A 24203-nucleotide genomic window follows, 5' to 3' on the forward strand; every position below is an offset into this window, starting at 1 on the left:
GATGAGCCTGAACTTTCTAGAATTTGAAAAGCCTATCGCTGAACTTGAAGCAAAAATCGAAGCGCTACGTGACGTTTCGCGTCACGGTGGTGACACAGCGGTAGATCTAGACAAAGAAATCGAACAACTAGAGAAAAAAAGCTTAGAGCTTAAACAGAAAATCTTTAGTGACTTAGGTGCTTGGCAGGTAGCTCAACTTGCTCGTCACCCTCAACGTCCTTACACCAAAGATTACCTGGAGCATGCCTTCACAGAATTTGAAGAGATGGCGGGCGATCGCGCTTACGCTGACGACAAAGCTATTGTGGGTGGTATGGCTCGTCTAAATGGTCGTCCTGTTATGGTTATTGGTCACCAGAAAGGTCGTGAGACTAAAGAGAAAGTGATCCGTAACTTTGGTATGCCAAAGCCAGAAGGTTACCGTAAGGCACTTCGCCTAATGGAAACGGCTGAGCGTTTCAACATGCCAATTATTACTTTCATCGACACAGCGGGTGCTTACCCAGGTGTTGGTGCTGAAGAACGTGGTCAATCTGAAGCGATCGCAAAGAACCTTAAAGTAATGGCGGGCCTTTCAGTTCCAGTTATCTGTAACGTTGTTGGTGAAGGCGGTTCTGGTGGTGCACTAGCGATTGGTGTTGGTGACTACGTGAACATGCTTCAGTACTCTACGTACTCAGTAATCTCTCCAGAAGGTTGTGCTTCAATCTTATGGCGTGATTCAGATAAAGCACCACAAGCTGCTGAAGCGATGGGTCTAGTTGCTCTTCGTCTGAAAGATCTTGAGCTTATCGACGAAATCATTCCTGAGCCTCTAGGTGGCGCGCACCGCGATCCAGTACAAACGGCTCAGAACATGAAAGACATGCTAGTTAAACAGCTAGAAGAGCTAGAGCAGTTTGATAACGAAGCACTACTTGAGCGTCGTTACCAACGCCTAATGAGCTACGGTTACTGCTGATAAGCGTGCCTTGAAATGAGGCAGCTTCAAGTAACAAGATGATGAAAGGGTTGGACTCAGTGCCAACCCTTTTTTATTATTAAAATATTCTCCCTTCAAACCTACTCTCATGGTTCACTCGCTCATGACTCACTTAATCGAAACCTTCACATCTGTACTTCATCAAAGCGCACTCAAGCCTAGTCGATTGATCGTGGCTTTCAGTGGCGGTGTTGATTCTCGAGTCTTATTGGAGTTAGCAGCACAGTACGCACAAACTTATGACATTGAGTGCTGCGCGGTGTACGTTCACCACGGTTTAAGCCAGAATGCTGATCACTGGGCAGAGCAGTGCCAGACATGGTGTGATGCTTTGTCAGTTTCGTTAGCTGTAGAGCGAGTCTCTTTGGATATCAACAGTGGTGAAAGCGTTGAAAAGCTGGCTAGAGATGCTCGATACCAAGCTTTTCAGCAGCACACCAGACAGGGCGATGTGCTTGTTACAGGTCAGCACATTGACGATCAACTTGAGACATTCTTGTTAGCGTTGAAGCGGGGAAGTGGTCCTAAAGGGCTCTCTTCAATGGCGAAAGTGATGTCGTTTGGCGAAGCGTTTATCGTTCGACCGCTACTTTCAGTGACTCGATCAGACATTGAAGCGTCGGCGCACGACATGGGTTTAACTTGGGTCGAAGATGAGAGTAATCAAGACGTTCGCTTTGACCGCAATTTTATTCGCCATCAAGTAACGCCAACGCTGACTGAGCGCTGGCCCAATTTTCGAGAGGCGGTCAGTCGCAGTGCTCAGCTTTGCGCAGAGCAAGAGTTGCTGCTCGATGAGTTGCTTGAATCACACTTCCAGCAAGCTTTGGAAGATAGCCAGAGCTTAAGCATTGAGGCGTTATCTCAGCATTCTGATTTGTTACGAGCACGTTTGATCAGAATGTGGGTCAGCCATTGTAATCAACCGATGCCAAGCCAAAAGCAGCTAAAACTTATTTGGGATGAAGTGGCTTGTGCTCAGGCAGATGCCAATCCTAAGCTGGTGTTGAATGATGTTGAGATTAGGCGCTTTAATAATCAGCTCTATTTGGTGAGAGAGACTAAAGATCTATCCGACTGGCAAAGCCATCTTTTAATGGGAGAGAGTGTGACGCTACCCGATGGCTTAGGGGAGCTACGCTTAAATTCAGCACTGAGTGAGGGCGAATCTAACAACCGTGATGTGCAAAGCTTTAGTTTGTCGGATACAAGTGCAACACTAAGAGTGATCTTTAACCCTGAAGGACTTTCGGCTCATCCTGTTGGGCGCGGGCATAGTAGAAAGCTCAAGAAGCTCTTTCAAGAATACCAAGTACCCAGTTGGTTAAGACGCAGAACGCCGATATTAATGGATGGCGATCGAGTGATCGCTGTTTTAGGCTTATTCGTAGATAAAAACTACGAAGGTCAAGATTGTGAAGCGCTTTGGAGCAAGTAGAAAAAGTTTGTGTCACAATTCACCGTCACTTTAATAAAAATAATTAATGGAATATGCAATGAAGAAAATTACACTAGGATTAGTTCTCGGACTTGGACTATTGAGTGGTAACGCTCTGGCGGGTGATGTTGCTGCGGGCCAAGCTAAAGCAGCAATCTGTGCGGCTTGTCATGGCGCCGATGGTATCGCTATGATCCCAGGTTACCCAAACCTGAAAGGACAAAACGAGCAGTACATCGTTTCATCGATCAACGCTTACAAAACAAAACAGCGTAATGGTGGCTTGGCCGCTGTGATGCAGGCTCAAGCTTCTATGCTGAGTGATGAAGATATCGCGAATCTAGCCGCTTACTACGCAAGCCTTAAGTAAAACCTTCTCAAAGCGCTGATTAAACAAGATGATAAATTTCGAGCCAGAGCTTTAAAGCTCTGGCTTTTTTCATTGAATGTTTACTATAGCTAACCGATAATGAGCTATTCGCACAGTTTAAGGGATGAACATGAAAAAGATTGAAGCCATTATCAAGCCATTCAAACTTGATGATGTACGTGAAGCACTTGCAGAAGTGGGTATTACGGGTATGACAGTATCTGAAGTTAAAGGCTTTGGACGCCAGAAAGGTCATACTGAGCTATATCGCGGCGCAGAGTACATGGTCGACTTTTTACCTAAAGTGAAATTGGAAATCGTTGTGACCGACGAAGTGGCTGACCAGTGTGTTGATACCATTATCGAAACGGCTCAAACTGGTAAAATCGGCGACGGTAAGATCTTCATTACTGACGTTGAACGTGTGGTACGTATTCGTACTGGCGAAGAAGACGAAGACGCCGTATAAAAAAACTATTACCCTAAAAGGAGCGTTTATCGCTCCTTTTTCATTTCTGGTAGGGTGCTGTATGTTTAAGAAAACCATCATTGTTATCGCCGTATTGATAACGCTTGCTGTCGTTAGTTTTCATTTTATCTTCGTGATCCCGAATAAACCCAACCTGATCACTTCCTCTCAAAGTACCAGTAACGACATCTACAGTTGCTACCAAAACTCCGCACCGAAAGCGATTGATGTGTCTGATGGACTAAGCATTACCGTGTGGAATATCTACAAGCAAAATCGCAGTAATTGGCAGAGTGAACTGAACAAATTGACGGCAGGAAGCGATCTTGTATTGCTGCAAGAAGCGAGTATGACAATAGAGCTTCGCCAATGGGTGACAAGCGGCCAGTGGGGAAGCACTCGTGTGAATGCGTTTGAAGCCTTTGAACAAAGTGCTGGCGTACTTAACTTAGCGACGCATTTACCGATCGAAGCTTGTGCGTATACTCATGAAGAACCTTGGCTTCAATTGCCTAAATCGGCGCTTTGGTCGCGTTACCAACTAAGCAATGGAGAAGAGTTGGCTGTGATTAATATCCATGCCGTGAACTTTACCTTTGGCACGGAAGATTACGAGGCTCAGCTCAAGAGCTTAACTGACAATCTGCAACAGTATCGTGGGCCTGTTATTTTTGCTGGGGACTTTAATAGCTGGAGTGAGGCTCGCTTTGCGGTATTGAAAGATGCGTTGGAACAGGTCGGTTTGACGGAGGTTGCCTTTGAACCGGATAACCGAACTCAGTTTATGACAGGATTGGTGCTCGACCATGTGTTCTATCGAGGGCTAGAGGTAGAAAATGCAAAAGCGCCCATTACGGACGCTTCTGATCATAACCCTATGCGAGTGACCTTTAAGGCTAAATAGTAAGAAGTTATTAGCTTATTAGTCATTGGATCTTAGCTATTTGCCATTCACCGTTCACACTGTGGTTACTTTGGGTAATAAGCTAATAAGCTAATAGGCTAGAGAGTTTTCGCTAGCCTTACCTCTTCAACTTAAAAGATTAAAATGTAGAGCGCCCAGATTAGGTAGTAGCCAACCCATGGCAAGCCAGAGATGACCAATGCTTGACCACGCTCAAACTCAGTCCACGTTAATACCGCGGCGTAACCCAACACGATATACCATGGTAATAACAGTGGTAAAGAGCTGGCAAACTGCGACCAATCATTGGTTAGTGGTAACTTGATTAAGCCGTTTAAGCTGTTCAAGTCAGCAGCGTAGCTCATCACTTGTCCATGCTTGAGTATCAGGCTTGCGTAGCTTGCTACATCACCTAAAACAGCCGGGAATATCACAACCGATGCCGCTGCAAACCATCGCCAAAAGCTATGTTGATGCTGGCTTGGTTTGGTTGCTAGATTAAACCAGAATGCCAACAGAATAATGGTTAACGTACGGCCAAACACATCGCTGATGATTTCACTGGCGAGTAGGGTATTACTGTCAAGTAACGCCAATTGGTCAGGGTTCGTTTGAGCCAGTTGTTGTGACAATTCTGCACTTAACCATGCAAAATCTACATTCGAAAAATAAGCACCCCAGAATAAAAACGGGCTGAGCATTAATACGACGTAGGGTTGCCATCCCCAAGCACTTCGCTGATAAAGCGCTAAGAAACAAGCTGTTGGTGAACGGAATATATCCAACAGCATGACGAGTGGGTTACTTGACGGGTTCATACACTTACCTTAGTTACATCAACATACAGCTTCAGTTTTTGTCCTGGCTGTAGGTATTTCTTGTTCTGCAAAGCGTTCCATTTTACAACATCTGCGCTTTTTACTTTGAACTTTGATGCAATACCGCTGACTGTGTCACCTGATCTTACGTTATAAAAGACAGTTCGGATGATGGCACCGTCGGAACTATTCTTCCAAATGACCAGTTCTTGACCAATTCGAAGCGTGTCGCGTGGCCCTATACCATTCCACTTAGCCAGTGATTGGTGAGATACCTTATTTGCGCGTGCAATCGTCCATAGGCTGTCACCACTTTTTACGGTATGACTAAGCTTATATTGACCACGACTCTTCGACTGTGTGCTTGCTAGGCGATTTGAAGCGCTTAGTGCGTATGTCTTGTCGTCTTTGGTGGATGTTGGGATAAGTAAGTGCTGTCCAATACGAATATTGTTGTTGCTCAAACCGTTTGCAGAGCGGATCACTTTGCTGGTGGTGTTATATTTACTTGCTAGTACGCTAATGCTGTCACCAGACTGAACCTTGTAACGCACCAACTTCATGCCTTTGCCTTTATTGGCCGCCACTTCTTTGTTGAACTTTTCAACAGAGCTTAGGGGAAGCAATAATTGCTGATGTTTTTCAGGTGCGGTCGCCCATTGGTTATAAGCGGGGTTGTAGCCTTGCAGTTCTTTGACTGGAATACCTGCGTAGCTTGCAGCAATCGCTAAATCAAGCTGTTCGTTTGGGTTAACCAGGGTCAGTACTGGCTTGTTTGGAATCGCAGGGATATCGATGCCATACTTTTCTTGGTTGGCAATCACATCAGCTAGAGCAAGGAGTTTAGGTACGTAGCTGCTGGTCTCTTTTGGCAAGTCCAAAGAGAAGAAGTCGATTGGCTTACCCAGCTTCTTGTTCTTGCGGATAGCACTGTTTACACGACCGCCGCCACTATTATAGGCAGCAATGGCATGGTTCCAATCGCCATCGAAACGTCGGTTAAGGTCTGAGAGGAAATCCAATGCGGCGTCAGTAGAGGCAGCGACATCACGACGACCGTCGTACCAGAAGTTCTGTTCAAGTCCGTAGTCTTTGCCTGTGCCAGAAATGAATTGCCATAGACCTGCTGCGCTGCCATGAGAGTAGGCAAATGCATCGAAAGAACTTTCTACAACGGGTAATAGTGCCAATTCTAGTGGTAAGCCTTTTTCTTCAATCTTAGTGGTGATCAGATAAAGGAAAGGTTCAGCACGTTGTGAGACGGTTTTTAGATGACTAGGGTGTTTTAAATACCAAGTTCGGTAGTAATCAACCTTCTTTTGGTCGGGTACTTCCATTTCTAGTTGCATCGCAATACGTTTCCAAACATCTTCTTGTGTTTGTGGAGTAACGACAGGTGCTTCAACTTTTTGATCTTCTTTGGCTGCTGCTTCTGATGAAACGTTCGCTTGAGAAACTTCTTTAGTAGGAGGTGTGTTGGTTTGCTCGGAAGCTTGGTCTGGATTCTCTGACTGAGTTAATTGGCAACCAGAAAGTAGTAATACCAAAGCCCAGCTGTACTTAACTCGCATGTTACAGCCTTTTTAATTAACGGCCGGTGATAATACTTGCCACCCCCTATGAGTGACAAGTCTGTATTTGTTAAAATTCGTTCTTCCACGCACGTAAAGCGGTAAATACCGATAAAGGATCGGTCTGCTCAGTACGATTAGATACTGATTTCACTACACTTGGCTCGGTATAGCGCAAGAAAGGGTTCACAAACTTCTCTTGTCTCAAATTTGTGGGGATGGTCGACTTATTCTGAGCTCGCAGTCGGTTTACTTGGTCGCGATATTGCTGCAAATGTTGGTTGTCAGGCTCAACCGCTAATGCGAAAGCGATGTTCGCGGCGGTGTATTCATGAGCACAGTAAACCTCGGTTTCTTGAGGAAGTGCTGTGATCTTGTTCAGTGCATCAAACATTTGCTGTGGCGTGCCTTCCATGATTCGACCGCAACCTGCTGAAAACATCACATCGCCACAAAATAGTTTGGCATCGCCTACATAACCAATGTGACCAGCTGTGTGGCCACTGAGCCCGAGTACTAAAAAGACTTCACCAAACAATTCTAATTGATCACCATCATCAACGGGGTGAGTTAAGGTCGGGATTGGTTCATTCCTTGGACCCACAACATCGATGCTTGGAAACTGTCTGACTAGTTCTGGAACGCCACCAATGTGATCATGGTGGTGGTGTGTAATCAAAATTGCATCTAAAGTTAGCTCATGATGTGCTAAGTACTCTAATACTGGAGCCGCATCACCAGGGTCGACGACAGCACAACGGCGATCGCTATTTTGAATCAGCCAGATGTAATTGTCGTTAAATGCAGGTATGCTTTTGATATGTAACATTATTGATTCTCCAGTCACTTTTAGTGAGACAGAATAAGTGAGACAGGTTATTGATGAAGCCAGCACGTAGCAGAAAGAAGTTTGAGCGTCCTTACACTTGGGCACAATTGCACAATGGGGACTGGTTGAGAGAATCTATTCAAACTCGACTCGATGAGTGGTGCCCAAAGCTATTTGGTTACCATATGCTCAAGCTTGGCGGTCTCAGTAGTGAGATTTCTAGCTGCACATGCAACATTCAACATCAAGTAAACCTAGATATCCAGAACCCATTACATAATGTGATAGCGGATGGCTATAATTTACCCTTTTTGGAGAAAAGCTTTGATGTTGTGGTGCTGAGTCATCAGTTAGATTATAGCAATGACCCGCATCGATTATTGAGAGAAGTCGACCGAGTGATGATGGACGATGGTTATATCATCATTACTGGCTTCAATCCGTTTAGTATTACCGGACTCGCAAGTTTACTGCCTTGGCGAAAGAACAGCTTGCCTTGGAGTGGACGTATGTACACGCCAAACCGAATTAAAGACTGGTTAGGTGTATTGAACTACGAAGTGATTCACTGCGATACCTATGCACTATTTCCGATGAGTAAGTATCAGGCGATGTGGACGTGGTTGGAGAATAGTTTAGGCGGCTGTGCTTCCTTTGCTGGTAGCCAATACTTTATTGTTGCTCGTAAACGAACTTACCCACTTAAGCCTATCAAGCCACATTGGCACCTTAAGCGACGTTTCTCTCCGGTTGGAGCAAGCTTTAGGACCAATACGCGTCGTACCATGGATTCAGCTAAAGCTTCATATCCGTTGAAAACAGAAAAAGCCGACTAGTAGTCGGCTTTTCATCTATTAATTAGGTTAATCAATTATCAACTAGTTTAAGAAGCTATCAATCAGGTTTGGAAAGTATGAATCTGTTTCTGAAATCTGCATCTCATTTAAAAGACGGTTAGCTTGGTTGATAGCCCGTATCTTCTTGAGTCGGATTCTCCGCTGCATTTCGCGCTAAATCATCACACATTTCATTTTCTCGGTGCCCAGCGTGTCCTTTAACCCAGCGCCAATCAACACTATGACGAGCAGTTTCTTTATCGAGCCTTTGCCACAGGTCTGCGTTTTTAACCGGTTTCTTGTCGGCGGTTTTCCAGTCACGCTTTTTCCAGTTGTGGATCCACTGTGTGATGCCTTGGCGAACGTATTGGCTATCCGTGGTCAGAATCACAGAGCAAGGTTCCTTGAGTGCTTGGAGAGCGATGACAGCTGCGAGCATTTCCATACGGTTGTTGGTCGTTAGTGTAAAGCCTTCGGCTAGTGTCTTTTCTACTTTTTTATAGCGAAGTACGATGCCATAGCCACCAGGACCTGGGTTGCCTAAACAAGAACCGTCAGTGAAAATTTCAACTTGTTTCGTCATGATTTGATACTATTACCTCAAGCACATTATCGGCATAGTCTGACACAGTTATCCTTATGAATACCAGTAGCACTCCAGAACAAAACACGAACGAAAAAAACAGTTCGGACGAAAATAAGCGCATCATTGTACTCGATACCGAAACCACCGGTATGAATACAGAAGGTGGCCCTCACTATATGGGGCATCGCATCGTTGAAATTGGTGCGGTAGAGATCATCAACCGTAGGCTGACCGGGCGTCACTTCCACGTCTATATAAAGCCCGATCGTGCGATTCAAGAAGAGGCGATTGGCGTTCACGGTATTACCGATGAATTCTTGATTGATAAGCCAGAATACCAAGACATACATAAAGAGTTTCTCGACTTTATCAAAGGTGCTGAGCTGGTAGCTCATAACGCGCCCTTCGATACGGGCTTTATGGACTATGAGTTTGAGAAGCTCAACCCAGCGATAGGTAAAACGGATGACTACTGTAAAGTTACCGATACCTTGGCCATGGCGAAGAAGATATTTCCAGGCAAAAGAAACAACCTAGATATCTTATGTGATCGTTACGGTATTGATAACTCGCACCGTACCCTCCACGGTGCATTGCTCGATGCGGAGATCCTAGCCGACGTCTATTTATTGATGACAGGTGGGCAAACTTCGCTGCAATTTAACGCCGGGCAAAAGGAAGGTGAAGGTGAAAGTATACGAAGAGCAGAAAGTGGTCGAAAATCCCTAAAGGTTTTACGAGCTACGGCCGATGAAGTAGAAGCGCATCAAAGTCGTTTAGATCTCGTCGAGAAAAGCGGAAGCTGCCTCTGGCGTCAGTAGGGAGAAACTATGTTAAGGGTATTGGCTACCGGTTACTTATTGCTGTTAAGCTTTAGCTTACATGCGGCAACAGAATCCGTAATGAGTTTATTGGACAACCGTTTTCGAGTTGATCCCAGTATTGAACAAGTCACCTTTGTGATTTATCGAGCCGATAACTCTAAACCTGTCGTTTTGGTTCGTCCGGATGGCAAAAAATACTACTCTTGGCGCAATGCTGATAATGTCCGTTGGTACGAAGAGTCATCCATGGACATCATATCTATCGACAAACCGATGCCAGGACCTTGGCAAGCGGTTGGTAAAGTCTCACCTAAGAACAACATCAAGCTATTGTCTCACCTTGTTTTAGATGCCAATGACTTCCCAGACAAATTGTATCAAACCGAACACATTAAATTTACGGCTCGTTTGACCTCTGACGGCAAGCCTCTTGTGCTGCGTGATTTTTTAGATCGCGTGAAACTTAAGGTCACTTTTACTAAGTTCGTTGAAAATGAAGAGTCTTTAGTGAGAGAGGCGCGCCCAATTCCGGTTGTGATGGGCGAGTTTGCCGACGATGGCAGTGGTCTTGATGAAAAAGCCGGAGATGGCGTTTTCACTGTGTCGTTGCCGATTGATATTGAGCCAGGTAAATACCGCGCGCGTATTACTTCTGGCAATGGTGTGTTCCTGCGAGCGCAAGAGCAAGAAGTTTTGGTGTACCCAACACCGATCACTACAACCTTCATTCAGTCTCGAAAAGAGGGGCAGCTTCATACGATTGTCGTTTCAGGGGAGGCGGGTATGATTGCGCCGAGTTCGTTAGCGGTTCATGTTGAACACAAAGCTCCGGATGAATACGAAATGTATAGGCAGGGCCAAGCTGAGGTCGATGCAATGAAAGTCGCTTTAGAGCTGCCTTATAATGGCGATTTGGGGATTTATAACTGGTCGGGGATGGTTTACGCCACTGATGCCTCAAGCCAACGTCCACTGATCTTTCCCATTACCGAGCACTCGTACAGCGTTGTTGAAGATATCGACTTAGCGGAGTCACGACGCCTGCAAGAACAAGCGCTTGCTGAGAAAAAGCGTATCGCAGCAGAGTTGATGATACTTCAGAAGCGTGAAGATGACAGGCAGCGCAGTATGATCATTATTGCGGTGGGTAATGTGGTCGCGATTCTATTAGGTTTATTGATTTGGTTTGTGGTTCGTCGGGTAAAGGCGAAGAAAAAAGCTCAACCAGAAATGCAGCTTAAGGCACCAAAGTAACTTGTCTATATCATTGGAGTTGTCTTGAGAGAGCAAACTTCGAGAGAACAAATCTCGAGAAAGTATGCTTCGAGAATGTCAGCATTAAAATTTGTGATAACGATGTCATGAACAAAAAAAACGGGACTCATAGGAGTCCCGTTTTTGTTTCTTTTCTGACCTTAAGCGACGTTCTCAATCGATTGGTCTGGATACTCAGACTTTGCTGCTAGCTCCTCTGGAGAGAAGTCGTCAACGTTGATCGTGTACAGCCTGTGTTCCTCGGCGCTAACCAGCAGGTCTGCCTCTTCTTGCGTCAAGATGCCTTTCTCTAGCCCTAATTGAGCAACAAGATCTAGTCGTAAGAAAGCGCGCTTTTGGTGCGTCTCTTTGCAGACTTTGTCGAATAGAGGTTCTGCTTGAAGAATCACTTCTAACGCTTTTTCAATCTTACCCACTGGGTTATATTCAGTCGCTTCCAAGTATTGGCCACGGCCGATACGAGAACGCGTTTCGCTTGGCGTTTGTAGAATGTGCGCGACTTGGCTGTCCAGTTTGTCGTTTGGTGCGCGACGAATGCGACCGAATGGCATCAACACAACACGAAGTAAACGACCAATCACAGGATTAGGGAAGTTCGCTAGGAACTCATCAATAGCAACTTCAGTCTGACGTAAACTATCTTGCATCCCCCAATGTACTAACGGTAAATCTTCAGCGTGGCTGCCTTCACTTTCGAAGCGCTTGAGTGTTGCGGAACCTAGATACAATTGGCTTAGGATATCGCCTAATCTTGCTGATAGGCGCTCTCTGCGTTTCAGTGAACCACCCAAAACGGCCATTGAAATGTCAGAAAGTAGCGCTAAGTTGGCACTGTAGCGGTTCAATTTTTGGTAGTAGCGTTGAGTCTGTTTGTCCGCTTTATTCGATGGTGTTGGCGTGTCTGAGCCTCGACCATCAGTTAAACCAAACCACACACTGCGGACTAGGTTGCTCATCGTAAAGCTAACGTGTCCTGCTAACGCTGAATCAAACTTATCCAGTGCATCGCTGCTTTCAGAATAAGCGGCTTCCATTTCATTCAGTACGTAAGGATGACAACGAATTGCACCTTGACCATAGATGATCATCGAACGAGTTAGGATGTTGGCACCTTCCACGGTAATCGCGATTGGCGCGCCTTGGTAGCTACGAGCTAAGAAGTTTGATGGACCTAAGCAAATACCTTTACCACCGACGATATCCATCGCATCGATGATGCTGCGTTGGCCACGGTGAGTACAGTGGTACTTCACAATTGCTGAGATAACCGAAGGCTTTTCGCCAAGATCGATACCTGCAACCGTTAGGTTACTCGCTGCATCCATTACGTAGGCATTACCTGCTAGGCGTGCAAGCGGCTCTTCAACCCCTTCCATACGTCCAATAGGTTGTTTGAACTGGCGACGAATGCGAGCGTAAGCACCGGTTGCCAGCGCAGCCGATTTAATGCCGCCCGTTGAGTTTGAAGGCAGTGTGATACCACGACCAACAGATAGACACTCAACTAGCATACGCCAGCCTTGTCCTGCCATTTTCTGACCACCAATGATGAAATCGATAGGAACGAAGAGATCATCACCTTGGGTTGGGCCATTTTGGAACGGTACGTTAAGTGGGGAGTGACGATTACCAATCTTCACGCCTTTTAAATCTGTAGGGATAAGCGCACAAGTGATACCGAGCTCTTGCTTGTCACCAAGTAGGCCGTCTGGATCTCGTAATTTAAACGCAAGTCCCAATACTGTTGCGACAGGTGCAAGGGTAATGTAGCGCTTGTTCCAAGTGAGGCGCATACCTAGAACTTCTTCGCCTTGCCATTGACCTTTGCATACGATGCCGTAATCGGGGATTGAGCCAGCATCTGAGCCTGCTTCTGGGCTGGTTAGGGCAAAACAAGGGATCTCTTTACCTTCCGCTAAGCGGGGTAGGTAGTGGTTTCTTTGTTCTTCTGTACCGTAGTGCTGTAATAGCTCACCGGGACCTAACGAGTTAGGTACGCCAACGGTTGATGACAATACGCTAGAAACGCCTGTTAGCTTCTGTAGCACTAAAGACTGTGCGTAAGCCGAGAACTCTAAACCGCCATACTTTTTCTTGATGATCATTGCGAAGAATTTATGGTCTTTCAGGTATTGCCATACTTCTGGTGGCAAATCAGCCAGCTCATGCGTTACTTGGTAATCATTGACCATTTCACACACTGTATTTACTGGACCATCTAAAAATGCTTGCTCAGCTTCAGACAGCTTCGGATCCGCGATGTTTTGAAGTTTCTTCCATTCAGGTTTGCCTTTGAACAGCTCTGCTTCCCACCACACAGTACCCGCTTCTAATGCTTCCTTTTCTGTCTGAGACATTGCAGGCAGTACTTTTTTAAACAAAGAAAGCGCTTTTTGACTGATGATAGTCTGACGAATTGCCGGTACAGCAAAAATCGCAATGGCTAAGAGATAACAAAGCCAACCAGTGACAGCTACGCCGCCAAATAGTGTTAATGCTACCATTGTGCCGGTTAATACGATTAATGCGCGTACAAGGCTAACTCTATGGTAAAGACAGACGCTTAAGACTGCTGTCATGCCGAGTAGGGAGAGCAATATGTTCATGATCGATTTCCTTTTCAGAGATCACTTATTGTTATTAAGTTTAGGTAAGAGGTCTAACCAGTCAAGTGTAAACAAAATATTAAATATTTGTAAAACTCTAAAGTGAGTAAAAAGTGATCTCAATAGAGTTAAAGTTCTAATTGTGAGAGGTTGGTGGCGAATATTTGGGCGGATCGGCAGCGACAGGCTAATAAAGGTGGCAATCTTTGGGCTTAAGTGTCGACACTATTTCATGTTTGTGGGTAAACTCAGGTAATAGAGGGAAAAACCCTCAGCTCTCATTTCACGTACTTTAAGTTGCGTAAAAAAATATAAGAGATAAGCCTTATGTACCAAGACCTAATCAAAAGTGAATTGAACGAAGCTGCTGACGTTCTTAACAAGTTTTTGAGCGATGACCACAATATCGCTCAAATTGAAGCTGCGGCAAAATTGATTGCTGACTCATTTAAACAAGAAGGCAAAGTGCTTTCTTGTGGTAACGGTGGTTCACACTGCGATGCGATGCACTTTGCGGAAGAGCTAACTGGCCGTTACCGTGAAAATCGTCCAGGCTACGCTGGTATTGCGATTTCAGACCCTAGCCATCTGTCTTGTGTGAGTAATGACTTTGGCTACGATCACGTATTTTCTCGTTATGTAGAAGCGGTAGGTCGTAAAGGCGATGTGTTGTTTGGTTTGTCGACTTCAGGTAATTCTGCCAACATTTTGAAAGCAATTGAAGCCGCTCAAGCTAAAGGCATGAAAACCATCGCGCTAACCGGTAAAGATGGCGGTAAAATGGCAGGTTGTGCTGATATCGAAATCCGAGTGCCGCATTTTGGTTACGCTGACCGCATCCAAGAGATTCACATTAAGATCATTCACATTGTGATTCAGCTTGTCGAAAAAGAAATGGAATAATAGGTTTACAGACATTTGGAGCCCAGCTTAGGCTCCATTGGTTTTAAAAGGGAGTAGATTAAACCATGTGTGAATTGCTCGGTATGAGCGCGAATGTGCCAACTGATATTTGTTTTAGCTTTACTGGTCTTATGCAGCGTGGAGGCAATACCGGCCCGCACCGCGATGGCTGGGGTATTACTTTCTATGAAGGAAAGGGTTTCCGTACGTTTAAAGATCCTAACCCTAGTTGTGAATCCAAGATCGCTGAGTTGGTTCAAAACTACCCAATTAAAAGTCAAGCTGTTGTCAGTCATATCCGTCAAGCTAATCGTGGTGGCGTTAATCTAGAAAATACTCACCCATTTACCCGTGAGCTTTGGGGACGATACTGGACCTTCGCCCATAATGGCCAATTAACGGATTACGATGATCTGGTTAGTGGTCGTTTCAGACCGGTCGGTGAGACGGACAGTGAACTGTCTTTCTGTTGGTTAGTGAAACAACTAGAAGATCGTTTTCCTGAGCCTCCTCAAGACATGGAAGGTATGTTTCGCTTTGTCGCTGAGTGTTGTGATCAGCTAAGAGAGAAAGGCGTCTTCAACATGTTACTCAGTGATGGTGAGTACGTGATGACCTACTGTACGAATCATTTGTACTGGATAACAAGACGCGCGCCTTTTGGTAATGCGAGCCTGATTGATGAAGATGTTGAGATAAACTTCCAAGAAGAGACCACGCCGAATGATGTGGTCACGGTGGTAGCAACTCAGCCTCTAACATGCAATGAAGAGTGGTTTAGAATGAAGCCGGGCGAATACGCATTGTTTCATTTTGGTGAGCTGATCGGTAATAACCATAAAGCGTTGGAAGATGTTGCTTACGCACCTAAAAAAGTTGCAAGCCAAGCGCCAACTGAGCCATTGAGCTAAACGTTCCGAATAGTATCATTTTTGATCCGAACATAAGAAAGGCCGCTTACTGAACCAATAAGTCAATAAGCGGCCTTTTTATTTTCTGATTTTTAAGGGCTTGCTCTTTAGTGATTTACTTTGCGAGAACAGCTATACGAATTACTCTTCTGCGTAACCGTGATTGCCTAATACTTTACCGTCTAAGGCAGCTTGCCCGTTTACCATCGATAAACGATCTTCGGCAAACCATTTACAGACCATAGGGTAAATGCAGTGTTCTTGAGTCAGCACTCGACGTGCTAACATGTCAGCATCATCATCTTCAAATACTGGCACCTTAGCCTGTAAGATCACAGGGCCACCATCGAGCTCTTCGGTAACAAAGTGAACGCTGGTGCCATGCTCTTTGTCTTGCGCATCAATGGCACGCTGGTGGGTGTGGAGCCCAGGATACTTAGGTAATAGAGAAGGGTGGATATTGATCATTTTACCCGCGTAATGACGAACAAACTCTGAACTCAGAATGCGCATGTAGCCAGCGAGTACAATCAGGTCGGGTTGGTAAGCATCGATTTGAACCATCAATTCATGATCAAACTCTTCACGCGAGTTAAATTCTTTTGGATTCACCGAGTGAGCGTGAACACCTGCTGATTTTGCGCGCTCTAGACCAAAAGCATCCGCTTTATTTGAGAAAACTGCCTTAACAGAGGCGTCAATCGTGTGGCTGTCACAGGCATCCAAAATAGCTTGTAAGTTGCTTCCGCTTCCTGAGACTAAAACGACGATGTTTTTTTTAGAGTGACTGTTATTCATAGAATGGCTGTTCTTCATAGAGTGGGTCATGCGATTGGTTAACTAAAGTATTTACAATTTACCTACATAAACTAAGGTTTTCTGCGTGCTAAATAGCAAAATGAGGACCAATAGGTCCTCATTTATTAACTAAGTAAGTGAACGTATCACTTATTTAATTTCAACTTGCTCTTCGCCAGCTTCAGCGTTTGCGATCTCACCGATAACCCAAGCGTTTTCGCCTTCAGCTTTCAGTAGTTCAACAGCAGCGTCTGCTTGATCTTTAGGTAGAGCAACAATTAGGCCTACGCCACAGTTGAAAGTGCGGTACATTTCAAATGTCTCCACGTTTCCTTTCTCTTGTAGCCAGCTGAAAATAGCAGGCCATTCCCAGCTTTTTCCATCAATCACTGCTTTAGTGCCTTCAGGAAGTACGCGTGGGATGTTCTCCCAGAAACCACCACCAGTGATGTGCGAAATAGCATGAATGTCATGCTCTGCGATCATCTTAAGTGCCGATTTGATGTAAATCTTAGTAGGTTCTAGTAGGTGCTCACCGATAGTGCGACCTTCTAGTTCTTCATTCTTATCAGCACCAGAAACTTCTAGAACTTTACGAATCAAAGAGTAACCGTTTGAGTGTGGACCACTTGAGCCAACAGCGATAAGTGCGTCGCCTGCTGCTACTTTAGTACCATCAATGATGTCAGCTTTTTCTACGACACCAACACAGAAGCCAGCAACATCGTAGTCATCGCCTTCGTACATACCAGGCATTTCAGCCGTTTCACCACCGATTAGTGCACAGCCAGCTTGAACACAACCTTCAGCGATACCAGAAACAACGTCTGCAGCTGTATCTACATCTAGCTTACCTGTTGCGTAGTAGTCTAGGAAGAATAACGGCTCACCACCTTGAACGATTAAGTCGTTCACACACATTGCCACTAGGTCGATACCAATGGTGTCGTGTTTTTTCAGATCCAAAGCAAGGCGAAGTTTAGTACCAACACCATCAGTACCTGAAACAAGTACCGGCTCTTTGTATTTCGTTGGAAGTTCACATAGGGCGCCAAAGCCACCAATACCGCCCATTACTTCAGGGCGACGAGTGCGTTTAACAGCACCTTTGATACGGTCTACTAGTGCATTACCTGCGTCGATATCAACACCAGCGTCTTTGTAGCTTAGAGAAGAAGTATTACCACTCACGGGATAGTCCTCGAACTTAAGTTGGATGTGAAAACGGCGCTATTCTAACAGGGCTTGATTACCAAGAGCAAACGTTTGCGCGGTTTTTTTTATTAGAATAAAGATTCTGAAATAACCCCACAGTTCGTGTATAATCTACAGGTTTGTTTAAATATTGCCGGAGTTGGAAATGAAAGTTGTTGAAGTGAAACACCCGCTAGTAAAACATAAAATTGGCCTGATGCGTGAAGGTGACATTAGCACTAAGCGTTTTCGTGAGCTAGCGACAGAAGTGGGTAGCCTTCTAACATACGAAGCGACATCAGATTTTGAAACTGAGCGTGTGACGATTAACGGTTGGAACGGTCCAGTAGAAGTTGACCAAATTAAAGGTAAAAAAGTAACGGTAGTGCCAATTCTACGTGCTGGTCTAGGCATGATGGACGGCGTTCTTGAGCACATCCCAAGTGCACGTATCAGCGTTGTTGGTATCTACCGTGACGAAGAAACGCTTGAGCCAGTACCATACTTTAACAAGCTTGCATCTAACATCGATGAGCGTATTGCTCTAGTGGTAGATCCAATGCTTGCGACAGGTGGTTCTATGATCGCGACTATCGACCTTATGAAAGAGAAAGGTTGTAAGCACTTTAAGATTCTTGTGCTTGTTGCTGCTCCTGAAGGTATCGCTGCTCTAGAAAAAGCGCACCCAGATGTTGAGCTGTACACGGCTGCAATCGATGAGAAGCTAAACGACAAGGGCTACATTGTTCCTGGTCTTGGCGATGCTGGTGATAAGATCTTCGGTACTAAGTAATTCGGTTTCGGTTTAAATTAATTCAAAGAGTTTTAAATTTAACTGAACCTGCTTAATTAGCCGTATAAATAAAAGGGAGAGCATTCGATGCTCTCCCTTTTTTGATCTTGTTAGGTTGTGATTTTTTTGAATCCAGCCTTACCGATAAATTAATCGATTTGAGCTTTGTCTACTACGGTGTTGTCGCCTAATTCTTCTGGAAGGACTAGGTTAAGTAGGATTGCCACGATGCCACATAAGCTTACGCCCTGTAGGCTAAAGTCACCGATGCCAAATGCCATGCCGCCAATACCGAAGACTAACGTAATACCCACAATCACAAGGTTGCGTGATTTATGTAGGTCTACTTTATTCTGAATTAGAGTATTCAAGCCTACCGTCGCGATTGAACCAAACAGTAGAATCATGATGCCGCCCATCACAGGAACAGGAATCGTTTGAAGTAGCGCGCCTAGCTTACCGACCAATGCAAGAACAATCGCTGTTACCGCAGCCCAAGTCATGATCACTGGGTTGAATGCTTTGGTCAGCATTACTGCACCTGTTACTTCACTGTACGTAGTGTTTGGTGGAGCGCCCAGCATTGAAGCGGCAATTGTTGCCACACCGTCACCAGTAATAGTGCGGTGTAAACCTGGCTTCTTAAGGTAGTCTTTGCCGGTAACGTTCGAGATAGCAAGCATGTCGCCCACGTGCTCAACAGCAGGTGCAATTGCCACAAATACCATAAAGAAAATAGCGTTGATGTTGAATTCTGGTGCAGTGAAGTTTGGTAGTGCTAACCAAGCTGCTTGAGCTACGGGGGTAAAATCAACTACGCCGTATACCAAGCTCGTTACGTAACCCGCTACAATGCCACCAAAGATAGGCAGTAATTTAAGGAAGCCTTTCGAGAAAACACTGATGACAATCGTCACTAGCAATGAAATAGACGAGATCCATAACGCGGCGTCTGCATCGATAAGTTGAACCGCACCATCGCCGGTTTTACCTAGCGCCATGTTTACTGCAACAGGCGCAAGACCTAAGCCGATAACCATGATCACAGGGCCAACCACCACGGGTGGAAGCAGTTTATGGATGAAGGCTACGCCACGCACTTTAATCAACGCGCCCATTAAGACATACACAACACCTGCTGCCATTAGGCCGCCCATGGTTGCACCAACACCCCAAGTTTGAATACCAAACATGATAGGCGCGATGAATGCAAAAGAAGACGCTAAGAAGATTGGCACTGAACGGCGTGTAATAAGTTGGAATAAAAGGGTACCGATACCCGCGCCAAAGAGTGCAACGTTGGGATCAAGTCCTGTTAGTAGCGGCACCAGTACAAGCGCACCAAACGCTACAAACAGCATTTGCGCACCTTGCAGAGCATTTTTCATGTTATGTCCTTAAAAATGGTCGTTATATGAAAAGTGAAAAATAAAATTCGCGGGATTCTATCACTTAGCAATCGATTGCCACACCAAATAGATCAAATTTATTTATCTTAGTGATGTTTTATATCCATCCTCGCCTGAAAAACTCAGTTTATAAGTGAGCGATTTATCATGGCCAGGTGATATTTTAAGGTTATTAAACACAGTGGGCGCTATCGACCTTGCCCCTCAATCCATAGTTGCTTATCATCTAGGCACAAGATTTGAATATTAGGATCAGTATGCGCTACATAGCATTGTTGTTGATGGGACTATTAGCCTCTCCGAGTTATGCCTTAACTCAAGTAGATATTTTTAGTGCTGAAGTTGCGATTAACGCTGAAAACAAACAGCCAGAACAAGTGGCAAGAAATACCGGCATGGAGCAGGTTTTGATACGTGCGACTGGCCAAACTGATGTCGCTTCGAATGAGACGGTTCAAAAGGCGATGCGTAAGAGTTCGCAGTACATGTCTCAAATGAGTTTTGGTGAAAGCAATGACCAATCAACATTGCGCATGCGTTTTAACGGCGCTCAAATCCGTTCGCTACTGACTCAAGCACAATTGCCGTACTGGCCTGATACTCGCTCAAATATCCTTGTTTGGCTGGTGGAAGAACAGAACTACGACAAGAATATTGTGTGGGAACACTCCAACTCACAATTAGCGGCAGGTTTACAAGCCAACGCAAAAGAGCGCGGTTTGCCTCTAACGCTACCTGTGGGTGATTTTGATGACATTACGGGTATTGCGACTTCTGATCTTTGGGGTAGCTTTGTTACACCAATCAGTAAAGCGAGTCAGCGTTACCCGGTTGATGCTGTTCTGGTAATAAAGGCTCAATCTTCAGGTCTACGTTGGACTCTATACGATCAAAAACCAAACCAATTGACGAGTGAACCAACATCACCAGTAAGTGGTTCTTTATCGGGTAACAGCGCGACGACTTCTAAGAAGTTAGTTGACCAAATCAGTAACTACTACGCAGGTAAGAGTGCTGTGACTGTAGCCAGTGAATCATCAGAATCTATTTTAACGCAGTTTATTAGCCTGAATAACGCTCAGGACTTCTTCAAACTGGAGAATGCACTTAAGCGTCTAAATTCAGTTGCAAGCTTAGATATTCTGAAGATTCAAAATAATGAAGTTACGTTCCGAATTCACTTATTGTCGACTCAACAAGAGTTTGAGCAAGAGGTTGAAAGCATTCGCCAAATAGCGAAGGTTGAAGAGTCTTACATTGAACCTGAAGTGAGCCCTGAATTTGAAACGCAAGACAACGCCATCTCTGTAGGCGATGATTCAGCAGCTATTACTGATACGACCCTGAACGATGGCGCAGAAGCGACGGTTAACGAAGCAGACCCAAGTGTTCAAGTCATCAAAGGTAGTAAGTTATCAACTGAAGCGGATGCTGAGCTAACGAATACGTCTGGCTCGGAAGAGCTAACAGTTGTTGCGCCAGTACATGCTAAGCCAAGCCTAGTATACGAATGGGTTCGCTAGTGATTGTCTTCTGACATGACCGATTGAAATGAATTCATGAAAAAAGCCCTGCAAGAGAAATCTCGCAGGGCTTTTTGTTTGTTGTCACTTTTTTCTATTGATACTAGGTCTGGACAACCTAATCCAGGTTACTGCTCGAACTTAGCTTTCTCGGTCTTTTCTACTTCAGAAAGGCGCTTAAGTTTGATGCCTAACTCTTTGGCTCGAAAGCGAGTAAATAAGATATTGCCCGCGAAGCCTAGAGTCGTCAGAAGCAGTTCTACAGCCGCTAATAAGCGCTCGCCACCGTCTACATACAAAATAGTTAATGCGTGTAGGAAGTAGAGCATTAAGACAAAGTTCGCCCAAGCATGCGTATAGGGTTTGCCCGCTAAAATCCCCGGTAATGGGAGTAACAGCGGTATAGCCCAAGCGATCGCAAGCGTTACATTACTTAGATGAGGGTGCGGCGAAAGTGTCATCTGCCAAGCAATCACCCAGAATAAAAGCGACAAGTTGCCCGCTAGAGCAAGGTAGCGGAATAGCTTGGTTGTGGGAGACATCGCCTTCTCTGGCATATACATCATTGAGAAATTCCCTTCTGGTTTATTGCGATGCGCGCTAGGCGTTTGCCTAGGTTTTGCGCCAACTCAATTTCATCTTTGCTTAATGAAGCGCTCTCTCCGGTACTACTCGCACCATAGGGTGTGCCACCAGTTTGAGTGGTATGCAGCGCAGGTTCTGAGTAGGGGATGCCCACCACTAACATGCCATGGTGAAGCAGTGGCAGCATCATACTTTGTTGTGTGGTCTCTTGCCCGCCATGCAGTGATGAAGAAGAGGTAAACACGCAAGCTGGTTTATCGATCAGATCGCCATTTATCCACAGTGATGTTGTGCTGTCCCAAAAGTGCTTCATAGGTCCAGCCATGTTGCCAAACCAAACCGGACTGCCTAGTGCTAAACCATCGCAAGAACGGAGCTCTTGCAATGTCGCGATAGGATCGGTCGGCTGATGACGCGAATCAGGCTGCTCTTCTGCTGTGTATACGTCGTTCACGGTTCTTAACATGGCTTCGCAATTAGGGATAGATTCAACCCCTCGTGCAATTTGCCTTGCTAGCGCTCGTGTGTTGCCGTGGCGGCTGTAGTAGAGAACAAGAATGTTGATGCTCATATTGGCTTACAGAATCTCTAGCACTTGCTCTGGTGGACGACCAATCTTTGCTTTGTTGTTCGCAACAACAACAGGGCGTTCAAACAGTTTTGGATTTGTCGCCATTGCTGAGAATAGATCTTCATCGGTAACCGATGCATCGCCAAGATTAGCCTCTTTGTAATCCGCTTCTTTGGTGCGCATCATTTCGCGAACATTGTCAAAACCAAGCTGCGTGAAAAGCACTTTAAGTTGCTCGATAGTTAAAGGCGTATCTAGGTATTTGATAACTTCTGGCTGTACGCCGTTTGTTTCAAGCAGTTCTAGAGTTTGACGGCTCTTTGAGCAGCGTGGGTTATGATAAATCACGACGGACATGGTTCTTCCTCATTATTATTTTTGATTTAATTGTTCAGTTGAAGCAATTGTTCAGTTGAAGCCACTTGAGTGGCTTTTTTAACTATGTAACGTTGAGCTTTCCTTTTCTTCTGACAACTAACTGCTGCCAATAAATACACTTACTGTAACGACAAGAAGCGTTCACGCTGAATCATTAGTTGATCAATTCGGGCGTCGTAACGTGCTTGTTTTAGGCTGCCGAGCTCTGCGATTTGACTAGCCTGCGTATAGTACTGAATCGCTTTGTTCCAGTTGGCTTGCAGTGCCAAGATCTCTGCACGAGCAGCCAGTTCTTCGTCGCTATTACCAAGGCTTGTATTTACTTTTGAAAGTAGGTGCCAACCATTGGTGTCGTTCGGGTTATCGTGCGTGTAACGTTGCAACACGCGAACGGCTTCCTGTAGGTCTTCATTTTCAATCAGCGCATTGGCGTAGTTAATGGTTAGAACAGGGTTGTTTGGTTGGCGAACCAGCGCTGATTCGAGTTCTTTAATCGCAATCTCAGGCTTTTTCTGTTCAATGTGCAGGTCTGAGATCGCATCTAAATAGAATAGATTGGTTGGATCACTATTGATGAGCTTGGTCAGAATCGACTCAGCTTTGTCTAATTTTTTAGAATCTAGGTAAACCAGTGCTTGGCCATACTCTAATGATGGAACCAAGGCTTTAGGTGCTTTCTTCAGCTTACGTTCAAACCAATCTAGAGCAGCATCATTATTAATGCCCGCATAGCGCGCGACAATGCGAGCTCTTGCTAGATGGTAGTCCAGTGATGGGGCCAGTTTTAGTGGCGGATAGCTGCGAGCGCGAGCGCGTGAATCGGTGATTCGATCTTCTGGTAATGGGTGAGTCAGCAGCATTGGGGGTGGTGTGCTGGCATAACGGTATTCATCAGCCAACCGGCCGAAGAAACGCGGCATCGCATTCACATCGAACCCTGCTTTCGCCAGTGTGTTGATACCAAAGCGGTCAGCTTCTTTTTCATTACTACGGGTGTAGTTGATCTGGCTCTGCATGTTACCAGCGGTTGTGGCAGTTAGAGCTGCGATACCTGCTTCAGGTGCTGCAATGGCCAATAATACAGAGGCTGCTAGCGCTGCGATGGTTGCTGGAGAACGGCGAGCTTGATCTTCCATACTACGCGCTAAGTGACGTTGGGTAACGTGCGCGATTTCGTGCGCTAATACTGAAGCCAACTCACTTTCAGATTGTGCATGCAGGAACAGACCTGAGTGCAAAGCAACATAACCACCAAAGAATGCAAAGGCGTTGATGTTGCGGTCACGGATCATAAAGAACTGAAAAGGGGTCTTTACATCATTCGCGTTCGCGACAAGGCGATGGCCGAGCGTATCGATATATTGGTTTAGAACAGGGTCGTTGACGATGGGCTGGCTGCTTCTGATGATGCGCATGTAGGCATCACCATAGATAAGTTCTTGGTCGATAGTGAGGGTGCCGCCAGCAGCGGTGCCGATATCCGGTAGCTCCAAACCATTGGTATTTGCCAAAGTTGGGGTGCTTAATGTGGCTGCGATGCATAAGCAAGCAATTGAACGAGCGCGTTTAAACATATTAGTCAGTAATACTCCGTTTCTTCTGACAGTAAGACAAGAGCAATGCAAATTGG

Annotated in this window: 24 protein-coding genes; 12 read left to right on the top strand and 12 right to left on the bottom strand. The window is 45.3% G+C overall.

The features are described from left to right. The first annotated feature begins 1 nt into the window (after position 1). From accA to L3V35_RS12720, 5 genes are all read left to right on the top strand, one after another. Positions 2-961: an acetyl-CoA carboxylase carboxyl transferase subunit alpha gene (gene accA / locus L3V35_RS12700; RefSeq protein ID WP_237299967.1), complete on the top strand. Its 960-nt coding sequence runs from the start codon at positions 2-4 to the stop codon at positions 959-961. Between the two features lie 124 nt (positions 962-1085). Further along, entirely contained in the window at positions 1086-2420 is a 1335-nt protein-coding gene (gene tilS, locus L3V35_RS12705) for a tRNA lysidine(34) synthetase TilS (RefSeq protein ID WP_237299969.1), read from the top strand. A 58-nt stretch (positions 2421-2478) separates the two neighbouring features. Further along, positions 2479-2790 (top strand): cytochrome c, encoded by a 312-nt coding sequence (locus tag L3V35_RS12710; RefSeq protein WP_029222103.1) that lies wholly within the window; start codon positions 2479-2481, stop codon positions 2788-2790. A 130-nt stretch (positions 2791-2920) separates the two neighbouring features. Beyond that, positions 2921-3259 (top strand): nitrogen regulatory protein P-II, encoded by a 339-nt coding sequence (gene glnB, locus L3V35_RS12715; protein ID WP_004738609.1) that lies wholly within the window; start codon positions 2921-2923, stop codon positions 3257-3259. 61 nt (positions 3260-3320) lie between these two features. Continuing rightward, on the top strand, positions 3321-4163 hold the full coding sequence (locus tag L3V35_RS12720) for an endonuclease/exonuclease/phosphatase family protein (RefSeq protein ID WP_237299971.1): 843 nt from the start codon (positions 3321-3323) through the stop codon (positions 4161-4163). A gap of 131 nt (positions 4164-4294) precedes the next feature. Here the strand turns inward: L3V35_RS12720 and L3V35_RS12725 are convergent, their stop codons facing one another. The 3 genes from L3V35_RS12725 to gloB form a co-directional block, all read right to left on the bottom strand. Beyond that, positions 4295-4981 carry a YIP1 family protein gene (locus L3V35_RS12725; protein WP_004734331.1) on the bottom strand — a complete coding sequence of 229 codons (687 nt, stop codon included), beginning with the start codon at positions 4979-4981 and terminating at the stop codon, positions 4295-4297. Further along, positions 4978-6552: a LysM peptidoglycan-binding domain-containing protein gene (locus L3V35_RS12730; RefSeq protein ID WP_237299973.1), complete on the bottom strand. Its 1575-nt coding sequence runs from the start codon at positions 6550-6552 to the stop codon at positions 4978-4980. The genes L3V35_RS12725 and L3V35_RS12730 overlap by 4 nt, the downstream gene beginning before the upstream one ends. 70 nt (positions 6553-6622) lie before the next feature. Next, positions 6623-7381 carry a hydroxyacylglutathione hydrolase gene (gloB, locus tag L3V35_RS12735; protein ID WP_171312532.1) on the bottom strand — a complete coding sequence of 253 codons (759 nt, stop codon included), beginning with the start codon at positions 7379-7381 and terminating at the stop codon, positions 6623-6625. A 53-nt stretch (positions 7382-7434) separates the two neighbouring features. Between gloB and L3V35_RS12740 the strand changes: the two genes are divergently transcribed. Further along, positions 7435-8217: a class I SAM-dependent methyltransferase gene (locus L3V35_RS12740; RefSeq protein ID WP_237299975.1), complete on the top strand. Its 783-nt coding sequence runs from the start codon at positions 7435-7437 to the stop codon at positions 8215-8217. 118 nt (positions 8218-8335) lie between these two features. Here the strand turns inward: L3V35_RS12740 and rnhA are convergent, their stop codons facing one another. Beyond that, positions 8336-8800, bottom strand: coding sequence for a ribonuclease HI (gene rnhA / locus L3V35_RS12745; RefSeq protein ID WP_004734327.1), 465 nt, complete (start codon positions 8798-8800; stop codon positions 8336-8338). 56 nt (positions 8801-8856) lie between these two features. On the opposite strand from rnhA, the gene dnaQ reads away from it, so the two are divergent. Next, positions 8857-9624 carry a DNA polymerase III subunit epsilon gene (gene dnaQ / locus L3V35_RS12750; RefSeq protein WP_017084141.1) on the top strand — a complete coding sequence of 256 codons (768 nt, stop codon included), beginning with the start codon at positions 8857-8859 and terminating at the stop codon, positions 9622-9624. A 9-nt stretch (positions 9625-9633) separates the two neighbouring features. After that, positions 9634-10881: a TIGR03503 family protein gene (locus L3V35_RS12755; protein ID WP_237299977.1), complete on the top strand. Its 1248-nt coding sequence runs from the start codon at positions 9634-9636 to the stop codon at positions 10879-10881. Positions 10882-11042: 161 nt separating this feature from the next. Here L3V35_RS12755 and fadE read toward each other — a convergent pair whose 3' ends face one another. Beyond that, on the bottom strand, positions 11043-13508 hold the full coding sequence (gene fadE, locus L3V35_RS12760) for an acyl-CoA dehydrogenase FadE (protein ID WP_237299978.1): 2466 nt from the start codon (positions 13506-13508) through the stop codon (positions 11043-11045). A 327-nt stretch (positions 13509-13835) separates the two neighbouring features. On the opposite strand from fadE, the gene lpcA reads away from it, so the two are divergent. Beyond that, positions 13836-14411, top strand: a complete 576-nt coding sequence (gene lpcA / locus L3V35_RS12765) for a D-sedoheptulose 7-phosphate isomerase (RefSeq protein ID WP_017063379.1) — start codon at positions 13836-13838, stop codon at positions 14409-14411. 65 nt (positions 14412-14476) lie between these two features. Then, complete coding sequence (locus L3V35_RS12770) at positions 14477-15322, top strand: class II glutamine amidotransferase (protein WP_017079424.1); 846 nt, start codon at positions 14477-14479, stop codon at positions 15320-15322. Positions 15323-15463: 141 nt separating this feature from the next. Here L3V35_RS12770 and purN read toward each other — a convergent pair whose 3' ends face one another. Further along, on the bottom strand, positions 15464-16150 hold the full coding sequence (gene purN / locus L3V35_RS12775) for a phosphoribosylglycinamide formyltransferase (RefSeq protein WP_237299981.1): 687 nt from the start codon (positions 16148-16150) through the stop codon (positions 15464-15466). Between the two features lie 120 nt (positions 16151-16270). Further along, positions 16271-17311 carry a phosphoribosylformylglycinamidine cyclo-ligase gene (gene purM, locus L3V35_RS12780; protein WP_054547613.1) on the bottom strand — a complete coding sequence of 347 codons (1041 nt, stop codon included), beginning with the start codon at positions 17309-17311 and terminating at the stop codon, positions 16271-16273. A 169-nt stretch (positions 17312-17480) separates the two neighbouring features. On the opposite strand from purM, the gene upp reads away from it, so the two are divergent. Then, the gene (gene upp / locus L3V35_RS12785; protein WP_004734318.1) at positions 17481-18107 is read left to right on the top strand and encodes a uracil phosphoribosyltransferase; all 627 of its coding nucleotides are present in this window, start codon (positions 17481-17483) and stop codon (positions 18105-18107) included. 149 nt (positions 18108-18256) lie between these two features. Here the strand turns inward: upp and L3V35_RS12790 are convergent, their stop codons facing one another. Beyond that, positions 18257-19495, bottom strand: a complete 1239-nt coding sequence (locus L3V35_RS12790) for a uracil-xanthine permease family protein (protein ID WP_004734317.1) — start codon at positions 19493-19495, stop codon at positions 18257-18259. 278 nt (positions 19496-19773) lie between these two features. On the opposite strand from L3V35_RS12790, the gene L3V35_RS12795 reads away from it, so the two are divergent. After that, positions 19774-21039, top strand: a complete 1266-nt coding sequence (locus L3V35_RS12795; protein WP_237299983.1) for a DUF2066 domain-containing protein — start codon at positions 19774-19776, stop codon at positions 21037-21039. Positions 21040-21167: 128 nt separating this feature from the next. On the opposite strand, the gene L3V35_RS12800 is transcribed toward L3V35_RS12795, so the two are convergent. The 4 genes from L3V35_RS12800 to L3V35_RS12815 all read right to left on the bottom strand — a co-directional run bounded on the left by L3V35_RS12800 (position 21168) and on the right by L3V35_RS12815 (position 24147). Then, positions 21168-21605, bottom strand: a complete 438-nt coding sequence (locus tag L3V35_RS12800; RefSeq protein WP_004734315.1) for a DUF2069 domain-containing protein — start codon at positions 21603-21605, stop codon at positions 21168-21170. Next, entirely contained in the window at positions 21602-22195 is a 594-nt protein-coding gene (gene wrbA, locus L3V35_RS12805; RefSeq protein WP_237299985.1) for an NAD(P)H:quinone oxidoreductase, read from the bottom strand. The genes L3V35_RS12800 and wrbA overlap by 4 nt, the downstream gene beginning before the upstream one ends. A gap of 6 nt (positions 22196-22201) precedes the next feature. Further along, positions 22202-22552 carry an arsenate reductase (glutaredoxin) gene (gene arsC, locus L3V35_RS12810; protein WP_102557184.1) on the bottom strand — a complete coding sequence of 117 codons (351 nt, stop codon included), beginning with the start codon at positions 22550-22552 and terminating at the stop codon, positions 22202-22204. 140 nt (positions 22553-22692) lie between these two features. Further along, positions 22693-24147, bottom strand: coding sequence for a M48 family metallopeptidase (locus L3V35_RS12815; RefSeq protein WP_237299987.1), 1455 nt, complete (start codon positions 24145-24147; stop codon positions 22693-22695). Positions 24148-24203: the final 56 nt, after the last annotated feature.

The sequence above is a fragment of the Vibrio sp. L5-1 genome, assembly GCF_021728315.1.
Lineage (GTDB): Bacteria > Pseudomonadota > Gammaproteobacteria > Enterobacterales > Vibrionaceae > Vibrio > Vibrio splendidus_K.